The sequence below is a fragment of the Mesorhizobium sp. L103C119B0 genome (assembly GCF_000502235.1).
Lineage (GTDB): Bacteria > Pseudomonadota > Alphaproteobacteria > Rhizobiales > Rhizobiaceae > Mesorhizobium.
Genome location: NZ_AYXE01000003.1, coordinates 379,655 through 398,556, shown reverse-complemented (window position 1 = coordinate 398,556; position 18,902 = coordinate 379,655). Strand labels below are relative to the sequence as shown.

Genomic DNA, 18,902 nt, shown 5'->3' with positions numbered 1-18,902 from the left:
GGCCTCCTTGTTCCTCATTTGCACGCGGCTCCCGGACAGTTCACCACCGGAACAAAGGCTCTACCAATGGGTTCGGCACTACCCGGCCACGCAAGGACGAGCTGGACTGAGCAACGAACATGGGGCGCGCCCGACTGAATTCGGTATTTCGCCAACGCGGTTCCCGGTCCGGACAAGGCCGCCGAGTTCGAAGCCGATTGCCCAAAGGAGACTTCGAAAAATGAGCGAAGTGGGACGCCAGACGGAGGCCTCGGTTCCGGAAGCTTCGCGCTTCGCGAGTTTTTTCATGGCAGGCTTTGAATGCTCCTCGCACCGGCGCAAGGACGGCGTTCGCCTCGATCTTATTCGTGCGACCTCGCATAATTTGCATGCCCTGGGCGACTACCGCGGCTGCGCCGAACTCGGCCTTCGCACCATCCGCGACGGCCTGCGTTGGCATTTGATCGAAACCGCTCCCGGAACCTATGACTGGTCAAGTTGGGCGCCAATGGTCGAGGCAGCCCGATCGGCAGGTGTTCAGGTAATCTGGGACATCTTTCACTACGGATCTCCGGACCATGTCGATCAGGGCTCGCTGCATTTCATCGACGCCTATGCCTCGTTCGCGGCAGAAGCCGTCAAGGTACACCGTTCGATCACCGGAACATCGCCTCTGTTGTGCCCCATCAACGAAATCTCGTTTTTCGCATGGGCTGTCGAGGTCGGCTATTTCCCGCGCGTGGGGCCGAACAAACGTGGATGGTTCAAGCGGCACCTCGTCAAGGCCGCCATCGCGGGTGTTCGTGCAATGCGGGAGATCGATCCCGCCTGCAGATTTGTCTGGGCCGAGCCGCTTATCCATATCGCCCCTCGTGACCGGACCCGCAGCGAACGGCGCCGGGCCGAAAACGCCCGACAGGGACAGTTCGAAGCTTACGACATGTTGCTGGGCCGCGTCGAACCTGAGTTGGGCGGGAGCGAAGATGTTGTCGATGTCGTGGGCTTGAATTTTTACCCGCACAATCAATGGTACGTAAACGGGCCGACGATTCCGATGGGACACCACGAGTACCGCGCCCTGTCGGAAATGTTGCTAGAAGTTGCTCACCGGTACGGCAAGCCGATGTTCATTGCGGAGACCGGCTCCGAGGGATCCGGCGGGCCGGCTTGGCTCCACTATGTCTGCGACGAGGTGCGTTCCGCAATCAGTCTCGGAGCGCCGATCGAGGGTATTTGCCTGTACCCGATAACGGCCTACCCGGGCTGGGACAATTCGCGACATGCCGAGGTTGGTTTGTTTTCCGTCATCCAGGCTGATGGCAGGCGACACCTGCGCAAACCCACAGCAGATGAACTGGCCCGTCAGCAAGCTCTTCTCGTGGCGGACACGACGCCTTGAAGGGGCCTCAAACGGGGGAGGGGCGGGCGGGCGTCTGTTTCGAAACGCCGCCCGCGCCGGTGCGGTGCATCAGCTTTTTGCAGTCGCCCCAGCCTCGCGCAGCCTGGCATATCGCATGGTAACGTCGCTCAGATTTTCCTTGAGCCAGTTGGCCATGGCTTCCTCTTCGTTCAGGTTCTGCTTGAGGGCCCTTTCAGCATCCTGGAAGCCCCCGGCGTCGGCCAGTACCAGCAGCGAATTGTAGGCAGCAATCTCGTAGTTCTCGAATGCGAAATTCGCCAGGCTGTTCTTGATGATCTCGTCGCCGGCCATCGAATGTCCAATGGCGGCCACGCTGCCAACCATCGACAAGGCAGTGTCCTTGAGGGTGGAGTGCTCCTCACCAAGGCCCTCCAGGACGGACTCGAGTCTCGTGATCTGGCCTTCGGTTTCCTGAATGTGCCGGCGCAAGCGATCGGCCACCTCCGGATAGTTCTCTATACGCTCGACCTGAGGCTTCATGATCGACAGCGCTTGATTTTCCATGGCGTGCGCGTTCCGCAAACCGACGATAAATATCTCACGGCTTTCCGAGTTGAAGTTTGTATCCATCGAGTTTCTCCTTCTGATACCCGCCCGATCTTCCGTCTTGGAAGAAACTATCTTCTCGGCTCGGCCAACAACGGCTCCTCCGTGCGCGCCCAGGCCGGGAGGCTTTTTTGGATGCGCGCGAAAGTGGCCAGAGCCTGTCCGACTACCTGGTCCATGTTGTAATAGCGGTAAGTTGCAAGCCGACCGACAAACCACACGTCTGGGCAGCTTGCCGCGAGCGCTTCATAGCGCTTGTAGAGCACTTCGTTTTCGGGCCGGGGCACGGGATAGTACGGGTCTCCGATGTCCGTGGGATATTCGTAGGTCAGGCTGGTCCGCGAACTCTGCTGGCCGGTCAGATGTTTGTACTCGGTAATGCGCGTGTAATCTTCCGTCTGGGGATAATTGACCACGGCAACCGGCTGAAATTGCTCGCAATCCAGTGTAACGTGCTCGAAACGAAGCGAACGGTACGGAAGGTGCCCGAGCTGCCAGCCGAAATATTCATCGATCGGGCCGGTATAAACCATGCGCCTGAACGGTATCTTCTCACGAATTTCACGGAAATCGGTCTGCAGCATGATCTTGATATTCGGATGGTCGAGCATGCGCTCGAACATCCGCGTGTACCCGCCGGCCGGCATTTTCTGGAAGCTGTCGCTGAAATAGCGGTCGTCACGGTTGGTCCTGGTCGGCACTCGTGCCGTCACGGATTTGCTCAGCTGACTGGGATCGACGCCCCATTGCTTTCTAGTGTAGCCGCGGAAGAATTTTTCATAGAGCTCGCGCCCCACGGTGCTGACGACGACGTCCTCAGCCGTTCGGACGTCCTCCACCGTTTCGCGTCGCGACGCGAAGAAATCCTCCAGCTGTGCCGAGGTCAGGTCCAGCCCGTAAAGCCGGTTGATGGTGTCGAGATTGATCGGGATGGGAACCAGTTGCCCGTCTACGGCCGCCAACACCCTGTGCTCGTACGGCCGCCATTGCGTGAACTGCGAAAGGTAGTCCACTATGGCTTGGCTGTTGGTGTGGAAGATGTGCGGGCCGTAGCGATGGATGAGGATGCCGGCTTCATTGTAGCAGTCATAGGCGTTGCCTCCGACATGGCTGCGGCGATCGATCAGCAAAACGCTTTCCTGACGCTGCGACGCTATCCTTTCGGCAAGCACGCTGCCGGCGAAACCCGCGCCGACGATCAGCCAATCGAACATGGCTATGCACTCCTGCGAAGGGGCACGACCTTCTTGCGTTGATAGGCGCGCTCAATGTGAGCTGCCATGACATTCCATGTCCGTTCCCAGGACATGTCCGCAAGATAGGCATCGACTTGCTGCAGGAGCATCTGACGCGGTCGCGAAAGAACGGAGCGCAGCTTGATTTCCAGATCGTCACAGTCGGCGATTTCCACCAGCCCGGCAGCACCGTAACTGCGCACCACGTCGACGATTGCCGTCGAGATCACCGGCAGACCCGCGGCGAGGAATTCCGGCGTCTTGGTCGGGCTGATGAAACGCGTGGCCTCGTTGAGGGCAAACGGCATCCATCCGGCGTCCCAATGGCGCAAATAGTCGGGCAGATCGCAGTAGGCTTTCGGGCCAAGCCAATGCAGGTTTTCGGCTTGCGGCAGGCTTGCAGGGTCGATCTTGACGACCGGACCGAGCATGACGAAATGCACGTCCGGCATTGTCTTTGCCGCTAGCGCCACGAGATCGACGTCCAGCCGCTCGTCGATGACGCCGAAATATCCAACCCTCGGGGAAGGAATGCCGGCCTGGTCGGCTGGGTCCCTTCCTGGCCGTCTTGCGGTGTGAAAGTGCCTCACATCGATGCTGCTCGGAAATGGAAAGATGGCAGGATGCAGGTGACGCTTGGTCTCGAACAAGCTTAGACCACCGGTGAAAACCAGATCCGCGCGGCGCAGAAGCGCCTTTTCCATCTGGCCCAGCTCGGGGGGCGCATTCTTGAACGCAGAGAGTTCGTCCATGCAGTCATAGACGCATATGTCTGGGTCGAGGAATTCCGTGAAGCGAAGAGCCATTGGGGTGTAGTACCAGGCGATCAGCCGGCTATGCGGCATAGAAGCGATCGTCTGCTGCACAAATCTCCGCTGGACGGCATCTGCTTTCGCGGCCGACGTGCCGAGCGGCAGCACTGGTGTGACAATTAGAATGTTTTCCGATGCCACGCTCGTCCGCATCAGCGGCTGCGGCAATTCTTCGAAAAGGGGCTCTTCAAAGTAGACCACTCGCTGCTGAGCGGATGCGAGAGTGAGGAGATGCTGCGGACGCTGGTGAACAAAATTCCATCGTAAGTGGGAGAAGCAGACCAGTATATTTTCGCGACGAACATATTGACTGCCGGTTACCCCGCCAAAGGCCGCATCCATTGACATACTCCCTCTGTGACACTATTTATGTTACGATTAACATTTGTTAATCGCGAATGGAGAGAACTACTTAGTTCCAGCTCCTAACTTTCGATCAGGTGAGTTGTTCCAACTGAAATGAAGAAGGCCCGGTCGCCCGCTTGTTCCACGCACGAAGCGGGATCTGGTTGCGGAGGCGAGGGCGGCTGTCGGAACCCGGCCGCCACTGAAAGCGTGGTTCAACGAGGAATGCTGGTGGACAGCGGCATTGCCGTATTTGCGTTGAACTCGTTGGCTATAGAATGTGCCTAACATCAATGATTCGGCTGTATCTCTGCGCGTCTCCGACTGCCGAGGCGAATTCCGGGGCTGACATGAACATCAACTTTGAAACTAACGTTTTTCCACTGTTTCATCCGCAAAGCGTGGATGATCTCAAGGACCCGTGTCCTGTCTTCGATGGCCGTGTCTGGCACGTCTTCGGGTCAAGCGGCACGGTCACCACCGAGACGTGGAGAATCTTGCATGCCACGGCGCCCGATCTGTATGGGCCGTGGGCCGAGCATGAGCCGATCGAACTTCCAATCAACGGCACTGGTGTTGCGGCTCCCGGTGTGACCCACGAGTGCGGCGTCTTCCACATGTTCATCCAGACGGAATTCATGAAGTCGGGTGGCCGTTGCGAGCATGCGGTTTCCAACGACGGGTTCCATTGGGTAGTCCTCAGTCCGGCCATTCTGGCCATCCCGGACACGGAAGAGGACGGAATTTACGATCCGCATCCGGCAGTCATTGGCGGTGGGCGCTACCTCGTTTATTCGGCTATGCCAAAATTCACCAGGGTGCCTCAGCCCGACATCTATCTGGCGCGTAGCCAGTCCGACTCGTGGTTCGGTCCGTGGAAGCGGATCGGCAAAATCCTCGACCACAACGATGTTCCCCACCATAACACCAGAGATGATCCCGACTACGAATGGGGCATTGAGGGCGCGCAACTGATCGAATTGCCGGACGGCCGGGTGCTTCTCAATGCCACGTGCTTTCTTCCGGACGGCCTTCGGGGAAACCGGCAACGGGTGTTTTTTGCCATAGCCGACGAGGTCAGCGGACCTTACGTTTCGATCGGCCCGGTGCTGGAGCCAGGTCAACCGGGCGAGAACGGCCACTCGACAGTGATGATCGAAGGAAGTCAGCTTTCGCTGTTCTACCAGAGCCGGGTTGCCACAACCGATCACCGATGGCGCTACGGTTTGGCCAGATGCGACGTCGCTCTCTTTTCAAAGGTCGCGTGATTCCAGGCTGCCATTAGCGCCTTGAGGCCGATGCGCGTCATGAAACTCCGGAGGGTTGAAGGTGATCCGCGTCGGTGACGTTAGCAAAGTGTCATCGCGACACAGACGGATCGACGGATTGCCGCGATTGCACTTGGGGGCGGCAAGTCGGGAAGGCTGGCCTTGACTCTGTGGCTTTAGCGAAATGATTTCAGCCCGTTCGTCAATTTTCTCCGTGGCATTGATGACACCGCCAGATGCCCGACTAATGGGCTCATAGCTATTTCTTCGGTCCCTTGACAGGGAATGTCGCGTCGCCGTCTTTTTTGCCGGAGATCACCCGCGGATCGGCGCTGGCGACGCCATCGCTTCCCCCGCCCTTGTGGTCCTTTTCCGACTGACCCTTTGCGTCCTGCTCGGGTGTCCGTTTTGATGTTCGAAGCGTCTTGTCCACCATCATGGCCTCGCGTTTGCCATCCAAACTTCCGGCAATTTCGAAAGTTCCACCGCCGCTTAGCAGGTCGAAGGAACCAGTGAGTTGGAACGTCGTGGCGGGACGTGAGTTGTAAGCGAGGATATTCACCCGCAGGAGGACGCTTATGGCTAACCGCCGAGAGCAGCAGACGGACCTCACGCCCGCCGAGGCAACAGACCGCATCTGGGAACTCGCCGAGGACATCGACGTCTGCATGTTTGTGACCTGGGACGGCGAGTACAATCGAGCCCGTCCGCTATCTGCGCGTGTGGTCCGTGAAGAAAACGCCATATACTTCCTCGTCAATGACGACAGCGCCAAGAGCAAGCAGCTGTCGACCTATCCAAAGGTCACATTGGCCTGGAGTGACAACAGCCACTACAAATACGTCACGATGTCAGGCCCGGCCACAGTGACAAATGATAGGGAAAAGATCGCCGAGCTCTGGGAGAAAACTGACTCAGCCTGGTGGGATAATGCCGATGATCCCGAGATTCGTCTGATAACGGTCAAACCCGACGAAGGCGAATTGTGGGACAGCCCGGGGCTAATGATGGCTACCGCAACGATGGTGTTTGCGGCCTTTACCGGCGCCAAGCCGAATGTGGGCGACAACGCGAAGGTCGAGCTCTGAGCGAGCGGCTAAACTAACCTCTGCTTTAGAGGCAGCGTCGATGAGCATTTTGGAAACCAGCAAGAAAGTGATCGAGAACGTCACCGGTTTCGCAAGACCGCGCAAGCAAGCTGTCGCCGGATTTGTGAGGCAGCGAAAGTCGAATGAGTTCTGGTTCAAGGATGATGGACTTGTACCCAATCATCCAGCATGGCCGCTCGTCGTTAATCGCGGCGCCGTCGAATTGCCCGAAGGACTTGATCCAGCAGCCGTCATGGAGGTGCTTTTCGATGCAAACGGATGGGGCGATAGCTGGCGAAACGGCATCTATGATTACGTTCACTATCATTCGCAAATACACGAGGTTCTGGGAATTGCGCGCGGAAATGCTGAAGTCCGATTTGGCGGCAAGAAAGGACGAACGCTGTCGCTGAAGGCCGGTGACGTCGCGGTCCTCCCGGCAGGGACCGGGCACCAATGCCTCTCGGCATCCGATGATTTTTTGGTTGTCGGCGCGTATCCTCCGTTTGGGAGTTATGACGAATGTAGGAGCAAGGATCAGCATAGCGATGCGCTCGCAACCATCCCCAGCGTGGGGCGTCCGCGCAAGGATCCTGCATATGGCAGCCAAGGTCCGCTGCTGAAAAGTTGGAAGCGCTAATTTAGTCGTCGGGGTCGAAAGCCTTGGCAACTGCGTCTTTCTCAGCCTGCGGCAGGACTGTCATTGTGAGAATGAAGGCTGACAGCAGGAGACAGACGCCATTCGTGATTATGATCGGCCACTCTGCCTTCATGATGCCGAAGGCCAGCCACAAGGCGAAGCCCAACACAGTGATGGCATACGTCGGCGCGGAGATGCCGCTTGTCTCCCGTGTCCTGATGATTTTCCAGGCTTGCGGGGTGAAACTGCTCATCGAGCAGACGGTCGCGAGATAGCCGATGAGCGTGACTGTCTGCATGGAAGCGGCCCTGGCCTACGTCGCAGATATGCGCTTGAGATCAGATACGCGGACCACGCCGTGCTGGCTGACAAAGGTCAGGGTGGAGGCCGTGCTCTGGCTCTGCGAAACGCCGGATATGCGATGGTCGCCTGTGTCATAAATCTCCATCTTTCCATGATCGTCCATGACCAGGCGGCTTTGCTCAGGAAACGCTGCGTAGCGCATATTGTTTTGAGAACCAGCGGCAGACGGGCTCCCAAACTCCTCAGGCCACCATGAGCCGGCGTGGGCCATAGCTGCAGAACGATAGCTCGTGTCGTCGCGTTGTGGCTTGGCGGGATGATCGCGCAGGTAGGCCGAGAGCTCCGCCGCGATAGTGTTGAGCTTCGCCTTGAGGCTGTCATCGAACATGTCGCCGACCATCGTCATGCCGGAGGACCATTGTGACATTCCTCCGAAGTCGACGTGGCTGAACTGGGCCATGGTTCCACCACCACGCCGCAACGCCTCAAGGACAGCCATGACAGCGGCATCAGTGACGCCATGCTGGCGTGCAAGGCGCGCAATCAGTTCCGCTTCCTTTTGAGTGTTTGTCATCATTGCGTCCTTTGAATCGCTTGGCGCCGGCAGTCCTCATTGTTTGACGATAAACATGCGCGGCCAAATGTAATCACGAAGGAGCGCCACTAGGTCTTCAGGCTCCTTGCCGAGGAAGCTCAATCAAGTTCTATCCAGGCTGGCGCATGATCGCTCGGCTTGTCCCATGCACGCGTTTCGGCATCTACTCCGGCATTCTTCAGGCGATCCAATAGGGATGAACTCAGCAAGAGATGGTCCATCCGGAGCCCGGAACTCCGATCGTACCCGCCGCGGTAGGAGAAGTTCCAATAGGTGTAAATTCCTTTTTCTGGATGAATGCGACGAACCGCATCGAACCAGCCCTGAGCAAGCATTTCGGCGTACGCGCTCCGGCTCTCGGGGAAGTAAACGGCATCGCCAACCCAGCGCCCCGGCACCGCCGCGTCGATCGGGCCTGGAACGACGTTATAGTCGCCGCACAGGATGGTCGGTGAGCTATCGCCGAGCAGCACCTGGCCATAGGTGATCAAACGTCGGAACCAGCGAAGTTTGTAGTCGAACTTCGGCCCCGGCGCTGGATTGCCATTGGGCAAATACAGGCAGCCGACAACAAGCCCATTCACATCTGCCTCGATGTAGCGGCTGTGCGAATCGTCGGGATCGCCCGGCAGACCTCGACGACGTTCCAGCGGCTCAATCCCGCGAGCGAGGATTGCCACGCCATTGTAGGACTTCTGTCCGTGCCAGATTGCGCCATAGCCGGCGTTTCTAATCGCATCGACGGGAAATTTTTCGTCAGAGGTCTTCAGTTCTTGAAGGCAGACGATGTCATAGCCGGTTTCGCCAAGCCACTTGAGAAGCACTGGCAGTCGGCCGTTGACGCCATTGACGTTGAAGGTTGCGATGCGGGTCATCTCGACGATTTAACGTCTTTGCGCCGCTTCGATGCGACATAGGGTCGGTAGCCAAATCTTGCCTTTTGTCATCGTCCATCTGCATTTTTGCTCGAAGCATTGGTGCTTTGACCGGAAGCAGCGGATGTTTTTGCATCTTTGGAATGCGCAGCAATCGCCGGACCCGCGCCGGTAGCTTTACGCATATCGCCGCTCCCCTTGCCGTCAGTCGATTTCTTGCTCAACAGTCCTGAGAAATATTTTCCAAAGAAGCCCATCCGACTCTCCATCTTGGCGCTCATTCGGCGACTTTGCGGGCCCTGAACTCATCTCTGCGCTGTTCTCGCAACTGCCCAGGATCGCTGCGCGAACCGCCAAGGGCGCGGCGCCTGACCAGCGCGGCCGAACACTCAAGCAGGAAACATTCCAGTCCTTTGTAGATATGCGTGATCATGTCCTTCATCTCCCGGGACCGCCTCGGCACATTGGTCGCCGAGGCGGTTGGGTAGGCGATCAATCAAGCCGCTTTCCGTTCTGCCGCTCGTTCGTTGACGCCGGCTTCACCGAGGGCAGTCAACGCCTCGTCGGTGGCCTTCTCCTCCTCAAGTGTCGCATTGAGGAGCGCAACCACGTCATCCTTGCCGAGCGTCGTAGCCCAGGCTATCAGGGTTCCATACCTGGCGATCTCGTAGTGCTCCACGGCTTGCGCGGCACCGACGAGCCCTGCGTCGAGCGAAGTCGAACCCTTGTACTCCTGAAGGATTTCAGATCCTTCCTCCAGGATGCCGTCGATCGCCGGGCAGGTTTTGCCGCGCGCGGCCGCGCCGAGAATCTCGAAGACCTCCTCCAGACGTTCGACCTGCCCCTCGGTTTCAGCGAGGTGCTTCTCGAATGCTGCCGAAACTTGCTCTTCGGATGCGCCTTTGGCCATCTTCGGCAAGGCTTTCAGAATTTTCTTCTCGGCATAGTAGATGTCTTTGAGGCCATCGAGGAAAAGGTCCTCCAGGTCCTTGTTGTTGCCATTGGCTTTCTTGGCAGTGGGCATTGTGCCGTCTCCTCTGTTGAAAATTGCCCGTCGCGAGCATTTTCTTAACTCGGAAACCCGAACCCGGTTCCGGCATAATGGAGATATCTAAATTTAAAGGGTCGTGCGCTTCAGTGAGAACAACGACCACGTCATTCTCGTCGAAGAGCCGCGGCGGGGCGCACGCCATCGGGCTCTCGCCAACAGTTCACGGTGTGAGGGGCTGGGACTACAGGAGAAGCAAGTTCCGCCGCGGCAGCAGAGCAGTCGGGGCAACGCCTCTCAAGCCTCCTGACCGCTCTGCAGCCGCTTGATTGCTGGCCCTGCTTGCATCCAGCAATTGGGTGATTGGACGCTGCGTATGCAACCAGAATACCTCAGAATGGTTCTAGCTATGATTTGAGCGGGATGGCAGCGAGCGCCGTCCAAAGGTGGCAATTTTTATGGACGTATCACTTTCGCGAACCGCAGACGACAACATCAAAACCGGCAAGAGCGGCTTGCTGCTTGTCTCGGACAATTATGACGCTTTCGCTGTGCGCGTGCTGGCGGCAAGGAGCGCTGAGCGCAGCCTCGACCTGATGTATTACCTTTGGCATGATGACCACACCGGCCGCTTGCTGCTTCGCGAGGTTTTTCGAGCTGCTGAGCGCGGTGTTCGGGTGCGCATGCTCCTTGACGACGTCAATCCGCGTAAAAATGATGCGGCATATCTGGCGCTGAACAACCATCCAAACATCGAATTGAAGTTGTTCAATCCGAGCGGTATCAGGCGCGGCCGGATCATGCGTGGTGTGGAAGTGCTATTGCGGCTCTTTGCATTGACGCGACGGATGCACAACAAGGCTTGGATCGTTGACGACAAATTTGCCATTGTCGGCGGTCGGAATGTTGGCGATGCCTATTTCGATGCGGCAGAAACCAATTTCCGGGACCTCGATCTGCTGCTCCTGGGGCCTGCGGTACGGCAAACCGCGGCGATATTCGATGCCTTCTGGGCTTGCAATGAAGCCAAGCCAATCAAAACCTTGGGATCAGTGACTGAGCATGAGCATGCCAAATGGCTTGAAGGAAGCGATACCGGCCCCGATCCCAAATTCCTGAACGGCATCGGCAACCGGGGCTCGATCACAGAGTTTATTGCGGCCAGCAACGACGTTCATTGGGTGGATGGTGTGCGGGTCATTTCCGATCCGCCGGAGAAGGTTCGTGGTTGGAGACGTCGCAGCTGGCTTATGAAAGAGCTGCGTCCGATCATCCAGTCGACGCGCGGGTGTCTGGAGATTGTGTCGCCCTATTTCATTCCCGGCAAAAGGGGTACAGCGATCTTGCTGGACCTTGTCGGCGCCGGTGTTGACGTTTCGGTTCTGACCAATTCCCTGGCCGCCACAGACGTCGCCGCAGTCCATGGCGCTTACGCAAACTATCGCAAGCGGCTGCTGAGGAATGGGGTCAAACTTTTCGAGCTTCAGCCGTTCAACCGGCGCTCGGCAATCTCGGTGTTTGGCTCGAAGGGCGCCAGTCTGCATACGAAAGCTTTCACCGTCGATGACAGGATCGGCTTTGTTGGTTCCTTCAATTTCGATCCACGGTCAGTGTCCTTGAATTCGGAAATGGGCGTGCTGTTTGAGGATCCGAAATTGGTCGCCGAGCTGCGGCATCGATTCCAATCGGAAATATCTCCGGAAACAAGCTATCGGCTCGAACTGAAGCACAATGTTCTGCATTGGCATGGATGCGGCGAAGGCAAGATTCAGGACTATACGCATGAACCAGAAGCCGGATTTTTTCGCCGTATCCTGGCGGTCTTCGTCCGTCACCTCCCGATCGAATCTCAGCTCTAGCATCCGACGATGGCCGAGGACCTCGCGATCTCAGCAAATTGCCCTGCCGGGGATCGCGTGAGCGAAACGTGAAACCCTGATCTACCACGGGTCAGCCAGACCGCATCACACCCGGTTCTTCGACAATCGCGTCGCCAATCCCATGCTGTCCGGCGTCCGGATCACTCGGCAACACGTCGGAAAAATTGACTGTGGCGACCAGGTATCCGGCTTCATCGTAGACCTTGATAGTCGATCCCGATTGCTTGGTTCCTGACCCAGGATCCGCCGCCACCGCTACGCGCGCCATCTCTATTGCTCTCGGACTGGCCATCTCCGCACTCGCTAGCTCTTCCTCGAGAGCGGTAGTCTGGCCGGATACTGTCGTCTCAAAGCGGAATTTTGGCATGGGCAACCTCCTGTTCCTATGCAATTCCGGTGTCCGGGTTGCGTTCCAAAGAAACAGAATTGGTGGGAAGCAGCTAAGATCGCCGCGATGGCCAGACCCGTGTCGCCACGAAGGTCAGCAAACCCATGATCACAATCCAGGCCTGCACCTCGCGTTGGATGGTTGGTCTAAGGTTCGATGTCTGTCGCGACGGGCTCTCTGCCTCCACTATCGGTTGAAGGTCGGACCGACTGCCGAGACGGACGGAATAGGCCCGCGTGAACTCGGCGCCGAGCAGGAATATCTCAGACGAATAGTAAACCCAAAGCAGCACGACCAGCAGTGCACCCGCCGCGCCATAGGAGGATGCAATCGCGCTGGTTCCGATATACCAGCCAATCAGCGACTTGCCGATGGTGAAGAGCAAAGCGGTCACTGCCGCGCCAATTGCGACATCGCGCCAAGCGAGCGACCGGTCCGGCAGGATCTTGAAGATCGCGGCAAACAGAGCGGAAATCAGCACGAATGATACAATGCCGTTTATCGACGCGAGGATGATCGTGCCGAACGGCAGATGGGCGTTGATGACAGCGCCAAGCGCGGAAATGGCGGCACTCGCCGCCAACGACACAAGCAGTAGAAATCCCAACGCTGCAACCAGACCCAGGCTGGCCGCCCGCGCCCGCACCAATCGCGACACAGACATGGGTGGTGGGTCAATCTTCCAGATTGTGTTGAGCGAAAGCTGCATTTCGCCAAACACCCCGGAGGCTGTCACGAAGAGGGTGACGATGCCCACCAAGGTGGCAACAGTGCCGGCGGTTCTGTGAGAAGCGCTTTCGATGGTGCTGCGCAGAAGGTCGCCGGTTTGCGATCCCATCACGCCTGCGATTTCGGCCGACAGAGCGAGTTGAGCTGCTTCATGCCCAAAGACAAGTCCAGCAATCGCAACAACGATCAACAAGATCGGGGCCAGGGACGTAACGGCATAGAACGCCATCGCCGCACCGTGGCTGAGGGCATTGTCGTTGATGAATCCGAGGATGCTCTCCTTGCCAAGAACCCAGGCTTCGCGTGCCACCCGCATGGGGAATTCCTTTTGCCTCAACGAGCAACCTAGTGCTGTCGGCAACGAAAGCGAGACCTGCCGCCAGTGCGCGAGGCGCGATACGCCCGCTTGTCTCTGCACGAACGGCCAGAAATGTTCCATGCGGCGCCGGAACTCGCCGGGCTCGTAATGGTTATCGGTCATCCGATTGGAGTGATCAAAAATGCCTGATAATGAAAACCGTCGCGAGACCGGCGCAACGAAGTACCCGGCTAGAACAGGTCCTGATCCTTCGGATGCGTTCTCTCAGGATGCGGCCGGCAACAAGAAACCCAAGAGTGGGGTCGGTCTGACGCGGCCAGTCAACGAAGTGGATGACAAGACGCACCAATCCGATGGCCAGAACGCCCCGGCGAGGCCGGGCGGCGGAAACACGGTCAAGCCATGAACGTTGCCAATCTTCAGCTTGAAGGGTTGATGATGGCGGTCGCGTCAATCAACAATCTGCTCGTTCACAAAGGTCTGCTGTCAATTGACGAGATCGATACCGCCCTGCGAAAGGCAGAGGCGTCCATGACAGGTGACGAGCGGACCTACGAAGACATGTCACCGGCCAACCGTGACGCGATCTGCTTCCCGATCCGGCTTCTGCAGATCGCAAACAACGCGCAAGGCGAACTGGACATCCCACCATTTTCAGAGCTTGCAAAAATGGTTGGGCAAACCAAGGAACCTTAACGTCAGCGGTGACGACATGACGTGTAATCTCCGTGAAGGCCTACATTTGACGCCGATGCCAATCTGAAGCGGAAAAGCAGCGTCGGCGCCGTCTCGGCCATGAACCGAACCAAATCTCACCCACTGCGTTGAGTCCGGCGTTGCGTCATTAGTCGGGGCACTTCCATGAAAACGGGCGAGCTTTCCACCTACCGGGCCAAAAGGGATTTCGCGAAGACGAAAGAGCCCAGCGGCGAAAGCTCGATTGCGGGTTCGAACCGACTCCGGTTCGTCATCCAAAAACACGCGGCCACGCGGCTGCACTATGATCTTCGCCTCGAGCTTGGCGGGGTCTTCAAATCATGGGCTGTGACCAAAGGTCCATCACTGGATCCTCACGATAAACGACTTGCCGTGGAGGTTGAGGATCACCCGCTGGAGTACGGCGACTTCGAAGGCACGATTCCCAAAGGACAATATGGTGGCGGCACGGTGCAGTTGTGGGATCGCGGATATTGGGAACCGGAAGGCGCCATGTCTCCCGAAAAGGCGTTGGAAAAAGGCGACCTGAAATTCACGCTGCAGGGCAAGCGCCTGCATGGAAGCTTCGTCCTCGTGCGCATGAAGCATGACCGCAATGGCGGGAAGCGGACCAACTGGCTGCTGATAAAACACCGCGACAAATACGCGACAGAGGGCAATGGCGATGCGGTGCTGGCTCAGGACCGATCCGTCGCCTCGGGTCGGAGCATGGAAAGGATTGCAGCGGGGAAGGGGGCAGGTCCGAAGCCGTTCATGATCAAAGGTTCATCGTCGGCCGATGCGGATGCCGTTTGGGACAGCAAGCGCGGCCATGCGGCCGACGAGCGCGCCGCCAAGTCGGCAAAGCCTGCTCCGCGGCCGAAGCGAGCCGGTCCTGCCTCAGCGGCGAAGATGCCCGACTTCATCCCACCACAGCTTTGTGCAACGCTTTCCCGGCCGCCGGCCGGGACGAACTGGGTTCACGAAATCAAGTTTGACGGTTATCGCGTCCAGTTGCGCGTGGAAGACAAGGACATCGCGCTTAAGACCCGCAAGGGTCTTGACTGGACGGAGAAATTTGGCGCCATCGCAAAGGAGGCCGCCAGCCTCCCCAACGTCATCATCGACGGCGAAATCGTAGCGCTTGGCGAGAACGGCGCGCCCGATTTTGCCGCACTGCAGGCGGCGCTGTCGGAGCGCCGGACGAAAGACCTGATCTACTTTGCTTTTGACCTGCTATTCGCAAATGGCGTCGATCTGCGAAAGATGCCTCTCTCACTACGGAAGGAACGTCTGAGCGAGATGCTCGGCGAAGTCGATCGCGGCGAGCAAAATCTCATCCGCTATGTCGAGCACTTCAGCAATGGCGGCGACGCGGTGCTGCGTTCTGCCTGTCGCCTGTCGCTTGAGGGGATTGTCTCCAAAAAGGCCGATGCAACCTATGTTTCGGGGAGGACCGACACCTGGGCCAAATCGAAATGCCGCGCCGGGCATGAGGTGGTCATCGGCGGCTGGTCGACGACCAACGGCAAATTCCGGTCATTGCTCGTCGGCGTCAATCGCGGTGAACATTTCGCCTATATCGGCCGTGTGGGGACCGGATTCAGCGAGGCAAAGGTCAAGCAGCTGATGCCCAGGCTGCAGGAGATGAAAGCCGCGACGTCGCCGTTTACCGGCGATGGCGCACCGAAAAGGAATTCAACCGTCTTCTGGACGAAGCCGGAATTGGTCGCGGAAATCGAGTTCGCCGGCTGGACCGGGGGTGGCAATATCCGGCAGGCCGCCTTCAAAGGCCTGCGTGAAGACAAGCCCGCAAAAGACGTCGAGGCCGAGCGTCCAGCCGATCCTCAAGAGACGCCGATTGCCGACCCTGCCAAGGTGACTGGCAAGACAGGAAAAAGCCCGGTTGTCATGGGCGTCATCATTTCCAAGCCGGACAAGCCGCTTTGGCCGAATGCCGGCGACGGTCAGCCCGTCGACAAGCTCGATCTTGCAGAATATTTCGAGACCGTTGGCCCCTGGATGATCAGACATATCAAAGGTCGTCCCTGTTCACTCGTGCGCGCGCCGGATGGCTACGCCGGCGAGCAGTTTTTCCAGCGCCACGCAATGCCAGGCACATCCAATCTGCTGGAACTGGTGAAAGTCTTCGGCGATCACAAACCGTATCTGCAAATCGACCGCGTCGAGGGTCTGGCCGCGATCGCCCAGATAGGCGGCCTTGAGCTTCACCCCTGGAATTGCCAGCCGGGTCATCCCGAAATACCTGGCCGACTTGTCTTCGACCTTGACCCTGGTCCGGAAGTCCCTTTTGCGAAGGTGGTCGCGGCTGCCAAGGAAATGCGCGATCGTCTCGAAGGTCTGGGCTTGGTGAGCTTCTGCAAAACCACGGGCGGCAAAGGCTTGCATGTCGTGACGCCATTGGCGGCCCAACGCAGCAAGACGACATGGGCCGAGGCCAAGGCCTTCGCAAAGGCCGTCTGCATCCAGATGGCGGCAGACAGCCCGGATCTCTACCTCGTCAACATGGCCAAGAAGCTGCGGACATCCCGGATTTTTCTCGACTATCTCAGGAATGATCGCATGGCGACAGCCGTCGCCCCTCTCTCCCCTCGCGCCAGGGAAGGCGCGACTGTATCCATGCCGCTGACCTGGAGTCAGGTGAAGGCGGATCTCGATCCGAAAAAATACACCGTTCGCACGGTCCCGGGCCACCTGGAAAAGACCGTCGCCTGGGCCGACTACGACGATGGCGAACGGTCGATCAGCAGTGCCATCAAACGGATTGGTTCAGCAAAGCTCGCCGCATGACGACTTCGGTTCGCGCAAGAACGCCATGACGGCTGCGGCTACCGCGTCGGCTGCTTCTTCGGCCATATGATGTCCGCAATCGATCGGTTGGCCCTTTAGTTCGGTGGTCCAGGGTCGCCAAACATCCAGCACGTTGCCGTAGAGTGCCCCAAGATCATCGCGGGCGGACCAGAGCGCCAAGGTCCGGCACGCGACCCGGCGACCAGCTTTCCTGTCGTCGGCATCGTGCAATTGGTCGATGGCCAGACCTGCCCGATAGTCTTCAAGCATGCCGTGAACAACATTCGGATCGTGGATTGCGTCCTTGTAGTCGACATAGGCCTCAGCCCCCATGGACTCGGCTGAGCCGCCATACCATGCGTCAGGATCGGCCATGATTGCGCGTTCGGGCTTGTCCGGCTGTGCGAAAAAGAACCAATGCCACCAGAGCTTCGCAAAGCGGGCGTCGCAGCGTTCGAGGGCTTCCAGGATAGGGACGCTGTCCATGACGATCAGATGGCTGATCGCCGACGGGTGATCCATGGCTGTTCGGAACGCTGTGTAGCTGCCGCGGTCATGGCCTGCGATCGCAAACCGGCCAAAGCCGAGATGTCGCATTAGAGCGATGCAGTCCCTGGCTTTGGCACGCTTGGAGGATCCAGCATGGTCCACGGCGTCCGCCGGTACCGAGGACCGGCCAAAGCCCCTCAGATCGGGGCAGACAACTGTGTGGTCGGCGGCGAGAAGTGGGGCTACCCGGTGCCAGGTAACGTGCGTCCGAGGATGGCCATGCAGCAAAAGAAGCGGCGGGCCTGAACCTCCATACCTGACTCGCAGTGAGGACTCGGGCAGATCCACAGTCTCTAGCTTGAATCCTTCAAACATCCGCTTCTTTGTCGTCAGACTGTGAAAACAAGTCCCGCATGTCCATCTTCAACCCACCCCGGTGAAATTGGTTTCGGGCATTTGTCCGTTTGGAGATCTCTCTCATTCCAATGGTTCGGCCGCCGTTCCGCCAGCCCTGGCGCTGGCTTGCAGGTACGACGCCCGAGATCCAGCCTCCTGCCTCACCGGTCTCTGGGATTGCCCAGGGCGGGGTCGCGCGCCCGGGTGTAGCCCTCGACGCGAGGCAAACCGTCATCCATCCTGATAAACGGCAGCCGCATTTCCCAATAGGCTTGAGCTTGGGGATGGAACTTCTCGGGCGCGTCCATGAATCCGATCGAGATGTAGAACTCATTTGGCAAGCCTTCATCGGTGTACCCAATCGAGGTGCCACATTCCGAACAGAAGGAGCGCACGACGCCCCTGGTTTTCGAAAATGTTTTTGGTTTGGAGCCGAGCCAATCGACCTGATCTGGACGATAGCCAATCCAGATCGTCAGTGGGCTGCCGATCGCTCGTCGGCAGTCATCGTCGTGGTCGAAACAAATCCAAAAGGGATCGCCACTGAATTCAGCTGTGATGACTCCGCAAAAGCAATGCCCTTGATCAATCCGGGCCGGTTTTCTGATCGTCGTTCGGGGTTTGTCGTCCATGGTAATCTTCCGGCCAGCGTGGTGGCGCAACGCCGCGGACGGCAAGCAGTTCCTTTGGACGTCACAGAGCCGCAGATGCGCGCAACCGGCGGGCTGCTCGTCAATATCATTTGAGGCAGGTCAGGCCTTAATTTGTTGGGAACATTTTTTCAGGTCCGCACTTTGTTCGCCGTCTGACCAAAGGAGGCGACCTTGAAAACACGACGCATCGACAGGGAAAAGATCGAGAGGGCGGATCGAGAAGCCAAGTTGCTGTTGGAAGCGGAGCGGCATGCCAGGGAAGCCAAGACGGCGCGGCTTAGAGAACAGCGACAGTTGTTGGAGGCATCGATAGCGCGGACCCCGCCCGCGCCCGCAGCGGTAAAGCCGCCGCCCCGCCAACGAAAGCCGACGCGCAAGGTAATCGAGGTGGACTGACGGTTTGGTCAGTTGAGGCTTTTGCCAAGGTGGGGAGTTGATATGACAGGG

The 18,902-nt window shown here is 58.3% G+C and carries 23 protein-coding genes; 9 read left to right on the top strand and 14 right to left on the bottom strand.

Annotated elements, in window-relative coordinates; translation table 11 throughout:
* Nucleotides 1-220 precede the first annotated feature (220 nt).
* A complete protein-coding gene (locus X728_RS159805; RefSeq protein ID WP_023691420.1) occupies nucleotides 221-1,378 on the top strand; it encodes a hypothetical protein in 1,158 nt (385 codons plus the stop codon).
* Between the two features lie 69 nt (nucleotides 1,379-1,447).
* On the opposite strand, the gene X728_RS159810 is transcribed toward X728_RS159805, so the two are convergent.
* The 3 genes from X728_RS159810 to X728_RS159820 are packed head-to-tail and all read right to left on the bottom strand — an operon-like array spanning nucleotide 1,448 to nucleotide 4,334.
* Complete coding sequence (locus X728_RS159810) at nucleotides 1,448-1,969, bottom strand: ferritin-like domain-containing protein (RefSeq protein ID WP_023687824.1); 522 nt, start codon at nucleotides 1,967-1,969, stop codon at nucleotides 1,448-1,450.
* A 47-nt stretch (nucleotides 1,970-2,016) separates the two neighbouring features.
* Nucleotides 2,017-3,159 (bottom strand): UDP-galactopyranose mutase, encoded by a 1,143-nt coding sequence (gene glf, locus X728_RS159815; protein ID WP_023733195.1) that lies wholly within the window; start codon nucleotides 3,157-3,159, stop codon nucleotides 2,017-2,019.
* Between the two features lie 2 nt (nucleotides 3,160-3,161).
* Complete coding sequence (locus tag X728_RS159820; RefSeq protein WP_023817827.1) at nucleotides 3,162-4,334, bottom strand: glycosyltransferase; 1,173 nt, start codon at nucleotides 4,332-4,334, stop codon at nucleotides 3,162-3,164.
* Nucleotides 4,335-4,687: 353 nt separating this feature from the next.
* Between X728_RS159820 and X728_RS159825 the strand changes: the two genes are divergently transcribed.
* The gene (locus X728_RS159825; protein WP_023681142.1) at nucleotides 4,688-5,605 is read left to right on the top strand and encodes a hypothetical protein; all 918 of its coding nucleotides are present in this window, start codon (nucleotides 4,688-4,690) and stop codon (nucleotides 5,603-5,605) included.
* A 259-nt stretch (nucleotides 5,606-5,864) separates the two neighbouring features.
* On the opposite strand, the gene X728_RS159830 is transcribed toward X728_RS159825, so the two are convergent.
* The gene (locus tag X728_RS159830; protein ID WP_155923928.1) at nucleotides 5,865-6,167 is read right to left on the bottom strand and encodes a hypothetical protein; all 303 of its coding nucleotides are present in this window, start codon (nucleotides 6,165-6,167) and stop codon (nucleotides 5,865-5,867) included.
* Nucleotides 6,168-6,183: 16 nt separating this feature from the next.
* Between X728_RS159830 and X728_RS159835 the strand changes: the two genes are divergently transcribed.
* Nucleotides 6,184-6,693 carry a pyridoxamine 5'-phosphate oxidase family protein gene (locus X728_RS159835; protein WP_023691415.1) on the top strand — a complete coding sequence of 170 codons (510 nt, stop codon included), beginning with the start codon at nucleotides 6,184-6,186 and terminating at the stop codon, nucleotides 6,691-6,693.
* A 40-nt stretch (nucleotides 6,694-6,733) separates the two neighbouring features.
* Nucleotides 6,734-7,333 (top strand): cupin, encoded by a 600-nt coding sequence (locus tag X728_RS159840; RefSeq protein ID WP_023830873.1) that lies wholly within the window; start codon nucleotides 6,734-6,736, stop codon nucleotides 7,331-7,333.
* Between the two features lies 1 nt (nucleotide 7,334).
* Here the strand turns inward: X728_RS159840 and X728_RS159845 are convergent, their stop codons facing one another.
* From X728_RS159845 to X728_RS159860, 6 genes are all read right to left on the bottom strand, one after another.
* A complete protein-coding gene (locus X728_RS159845; RefSeq protein WP_023681146.1) occupies nucleotides 7,335-7,631 on the bottom strand; it encodes a SemiSWEET transporter in 297 nt (98 codons plus the stop codon).
* Between the two features lie 15 nt (nucleotides 7,632-7,646).
* A complete protein-coding gene (locus X728_RS159850) occupies nucleotides 7,647-8,213 on the bottom strand; it encodes a hypothetical protein (protein WP_023830872.1) in 567 nt (188 codons plus the stop codon).
* A gap of 116 nt (nucleotides 8,214-8,329) precedes the next feature.
* Entirely contained in the window at nucleotides 8,330-9,106 is a 777-nt protein-coding gene (gene xth / locus X728_RS159855; RefSeq protein ID WP_023668041.1) for an exodeoxyribonuclease III, read from the bottom strand.
* 68 nt (nucleotides 9,107-9,174) lie between these two features.
* Entirely contained in the window at nucleotides 9,175-9,387 is a 213-nt protein-coding gene (locus tag X728_RS1000000168400; RefSeq protein ID WP_245259911.1) for a hypothetical protein, read from the bottom strand.
* A complete protein-coding gene (locus X728_RS0134385) occupies nucleotides 9,384-9,539 on the bottom strand; it encodes a hypothetical protein (protein ID WP_155923927.1) in 156 nt (51 codons plus the stop codon). The genes X728_RS1000000168400 and X728_RS0134385 overlap by 4 nt, the downstream gene beginning before the upstream one ends.
* A gap of 63 nt (nucleotides 9,540-9,602) precedes the next feature.
* Complete coding sequence (locus X728_RS159860) at nucleotides 9,603-10,130, bottom strand: ferritin-like domain-containing protein (protein ID WP_023681150.1); 528 nt, start codon at nucleotides 10,128-10,130, stop codon at nucleotides 9,603-9,605.
* A gap of 422 nt (nucleotides 10,131-10,552) precedes the next feature.
* Here X728_RS159860 and X728_RS159865 point away from each other — a divergent pair, with 422 nt between their 5' ends.
* A complete protein-coding gene (locus X728_RS159865; RefSeq protein ID WP_023830870.1) occupies nucleotides 10,553-11,953 on the top strand; it encodes a phospholipase D family protein in 1,401 nt (466 codons plus the stop codon).
* A gap of 91 nt (nucleotides 11,954-12,044) precedes the next feature.
* Here X728_RS159865 and X728_RS23175 read toward each other — a convergent pair whose 3' ends face one another.
* Nucleotides 12,045-12,341: a hypothetical protein gene (locus X728_RS23175; protein WP_023830869.1), complete on the bottom strand. Its 297-nt coding sequence runs from the start codon at nucleotides 12,339-12,341 to the stop codon at nucleotides 12,045-12,047.
* 73 nt (nucleotides 12,342-12,414) lie between these two features.
* Nucleotides 12,415-13,407: a YihY/virulence factor BrkB family protein gene (locus X728_RS159870; protein ID WP_023830868.1), complete on the bottom strand. Its 993-nt coding sequence runs from the start codon at nucleotides 13,405-13,407 to the stop codon at nucleotides 12,415-12,417.
* A gap of 184 nt (nucleotides 13,408-13,591) precedes the next feature.
* Between X728_RS159870 and X728_RS1000000170130 the strand changes: the two genes are divergently transcribed.
* The 3 genes from X728_RS1000000170130 (at nucleotide 13,592) to ligD (ending at nucleotide 16,917) form a co-directional block, all read left to right on the top strand.
* A complete protein-coding gene (locus X728_RS1000000170130) occupies nucleotides 13,592-13,816 on the top strand; it encodes a hypothetical protein (protein WP_155921617.1) in 225 nt (74 codons plus the stop codon).
* Entirely contained in the window at nucleotides 13,813-14,106 is a 294-nt protein-coding gene (locus tag X728_RS159875) for a hypothetical protein (protein ID WP_023687836.1), read from the top strand. Before X728_RS1000000170130 ends, X728_RS159875 begins: the two co-directional genes overlap by 4 nt.
* A gap of 165 nt (nucleotides 14,107-14,271) precedes the next feature.
* On the top strand, nucleotides 14,272-16,917 hold the full coding sequence (gene ligD / locus X728_RS159880) for a DNA ligase D (protein WP_023830867.1): 2,646 nt from the start codon (nucleotides 14,272-14,274) through the stop codon (nucleotides 16,915-16,917).
* Here the strand turns inward: ligD and X728_RS159885 are convergent.
* Together X728_RS159885 and X728_RS159890 are read right to left on the bottom strand one after the other, a co-directional pair.
* The gene (locus tag X728_RS159885; protein ID WP_023830866.1) at nucleotides 16,897-17,781 is read right to left on the bottom strand and encodes an alpha/beta hydrolase; all 885 of its coding nucleotides are present in this window, start codon (nucleotides 17,779-17,781) and stop codon (nucleotides 16,897-16,899) included. The two genes, ligD and X728_RS159885, sit on opposite strands and share 21 nt — an antisense overlap.
* Nucleotides 17,782-17,963: 182 nt before the next feature.
* A complete protein-coding gene (locus X728_RS159890; protein WP_050589853.1) occupies nucleotides 17,964-18,434 on the bottom strand; it encodes a GFA family protein in 471 nt (156 codons plus the stop codon).
* A 192-nt stretch (nucleotides 18,435-18,626) separates the two neighbouring features.
* Here X728_RS159890 and X728_RS159895 point away from each other — a divergent pair, with 192 nt between their 5' ends.
* The gene (locus tag X728_RS159895) at nucleotides 18,627-18,851 is read left to right on the top strand and encodes a hypothetical protein (RefSeq protein WP_023830864.1); all 225 of its coding nucleotides are present in this window, start codon (nucleotides 18,627-18,629) and stop codon (nucleotides 18,849-18,851) included.
* The last annotated feature ends 51 nt before the right edge of the window (nucleotides 18,852-18,902 follow it).

Bases quoted from the DNA above. Each gene is read 5' to 3' on its own strand.
- X728_RS159805 (WP_023691420.1), top strand. From the start codon at position 221: ATGAGCGAAGTGGGACGCCAGACGGAGGCCTCGGTTCCGGAAGCTTCG.
- X728_RS159810 (WP_023687824.1), bottom strand. From the start codon at position 1,969: ATGGATACAAACTTCAACTCGGAAAGCCGTGAGATATTTATCGTCGGT.
- glf (WP_023733195.1), bottom strand. From the start codon at position 3,159: ATGTTCGATTGGCTGATCGTCGGCGCGGGTTTCGCCGGCAGCGTGCTT.
- X728_RS159820 (WP_023817827.1), bottom strand. From the start codon at position 4,334: ATGGATGCGGCCTTTGGCGGGGTAACCGGCAGTCAATATGTTCGTCGC.
- X728_RS159825 (WP_023681142.1), top strand. From the start codon at position 4,688: ATGAACATCAACTTTGAAACTAACGTTTTTCCACTGTTTCATCCGCAA.
- X728_RS159835 (WP_023691415.1), top strand. From the start codon at position 6,184: ATGGCTAACCGCCGAGAGCAGCAGACGGACCTCACGCCCGCCGAGGCA.
- X728_RS159840 (WP_023830873.1), top strand. From the start codon at position 6,734: ATGAGCATTTTGGAAACCAGCAAGAAAGTGATCGAGAACGTCACCGGT.
- X728_RS159845 (WP_023681146.1), bottom strand. From the start codon at position 7,631: ATGCAGACAGTCACGCTCATCGGCTATCTCGCGACCGTCTGCTCGATG.
- X728_RS159850 (WP_023830872.1), bottom strand. From the start codon at position 8,213: ATGATGACAAACACTCAAAAGGAAGCGGAACTGATTGCGCGCCTTGCA.
- xth (WP_023668041.1), bottom strand. From the start codon at position 9,106: ATGACCCGCATCGCAACCTTCAACGTCAATGGCGTCAACGGCCGACTG.
- X728_RS1000000168400 (WP_245259911.1), bottom strand. From the start codon at position 9,387: ATGAGCGCCAAGATGGAGAGTCGGATGGGCTTCTTTGGAAAATATTTC.
- X728_RS0134385 (WP_155923927.1), bottom strand. From the start codon at position 9,539: ATGATCACGCATATCTACAAAGGACTGGAATGTTTCCTGCTTGAGTGT.
- X728_RS159860 (WP_023681150.1), bottom strand. From the start codon at position 10,130: ATGCCCACTGCCAAGAAAGCCAATGGCAACAACAAGGACCTGGAGGAC.
- X728_RS159865 (WP_023830870.1), top strand. From the start codon at position 10,553: ATGGACGTATCACTTTCGCGAACCGCAGACGACAACATCAAAACCGGC.
- X728_RS23175 (WP_023830869.1), bottom strand. From the start codon at position 12,341: ATGCCAAAATTCCGCTTTGAGACGACAGTATCCGGCCAGACTACCGCT.
- X728_RS159870 (WP_023830868.1), bottom strand. From the start codon at position 13,407: ATGCGGGTGGCACGCGAAGCCTGGGTTCTTGGCAAGGAGAGCATCCTC.
- X728_RS1000000170130 (WP_155921617.1), top strand. From the start codon at position 13,592: ATGCCTGATAATGAAAACCGTCGCGAGACCGGCGCAACGAAGTACCCG.
- X728_RS159875 (WP_023687836.1), top strand. From the start codon at position 13,813: ATGAACGTTGCCAATCTTCAGCTTGAAGGGTTGATGATGGCGGTCGCG.
- ligD (WP_023830867.1), top strand. From the start codon at position 14,272: ATGAAAACGGGCGAGCTTTCCACCTACCGGGCCAAAAGGGATTTCGCG.
- X728_RS159885 (WP_023830866.1), bottom strand. From the start codon at position 17,781: ATGTTTGAAGGATTCAAGCTAGAGACTGTGGATCTGCCCGAGTCCTCA.
- X728_RS159890 (WP_050589853.1), bottom strand. From the start codon at position 18,434: ATGGACGACAAACCCCGAACGACGATCAGAAAACCGGCCCGGATTGAT.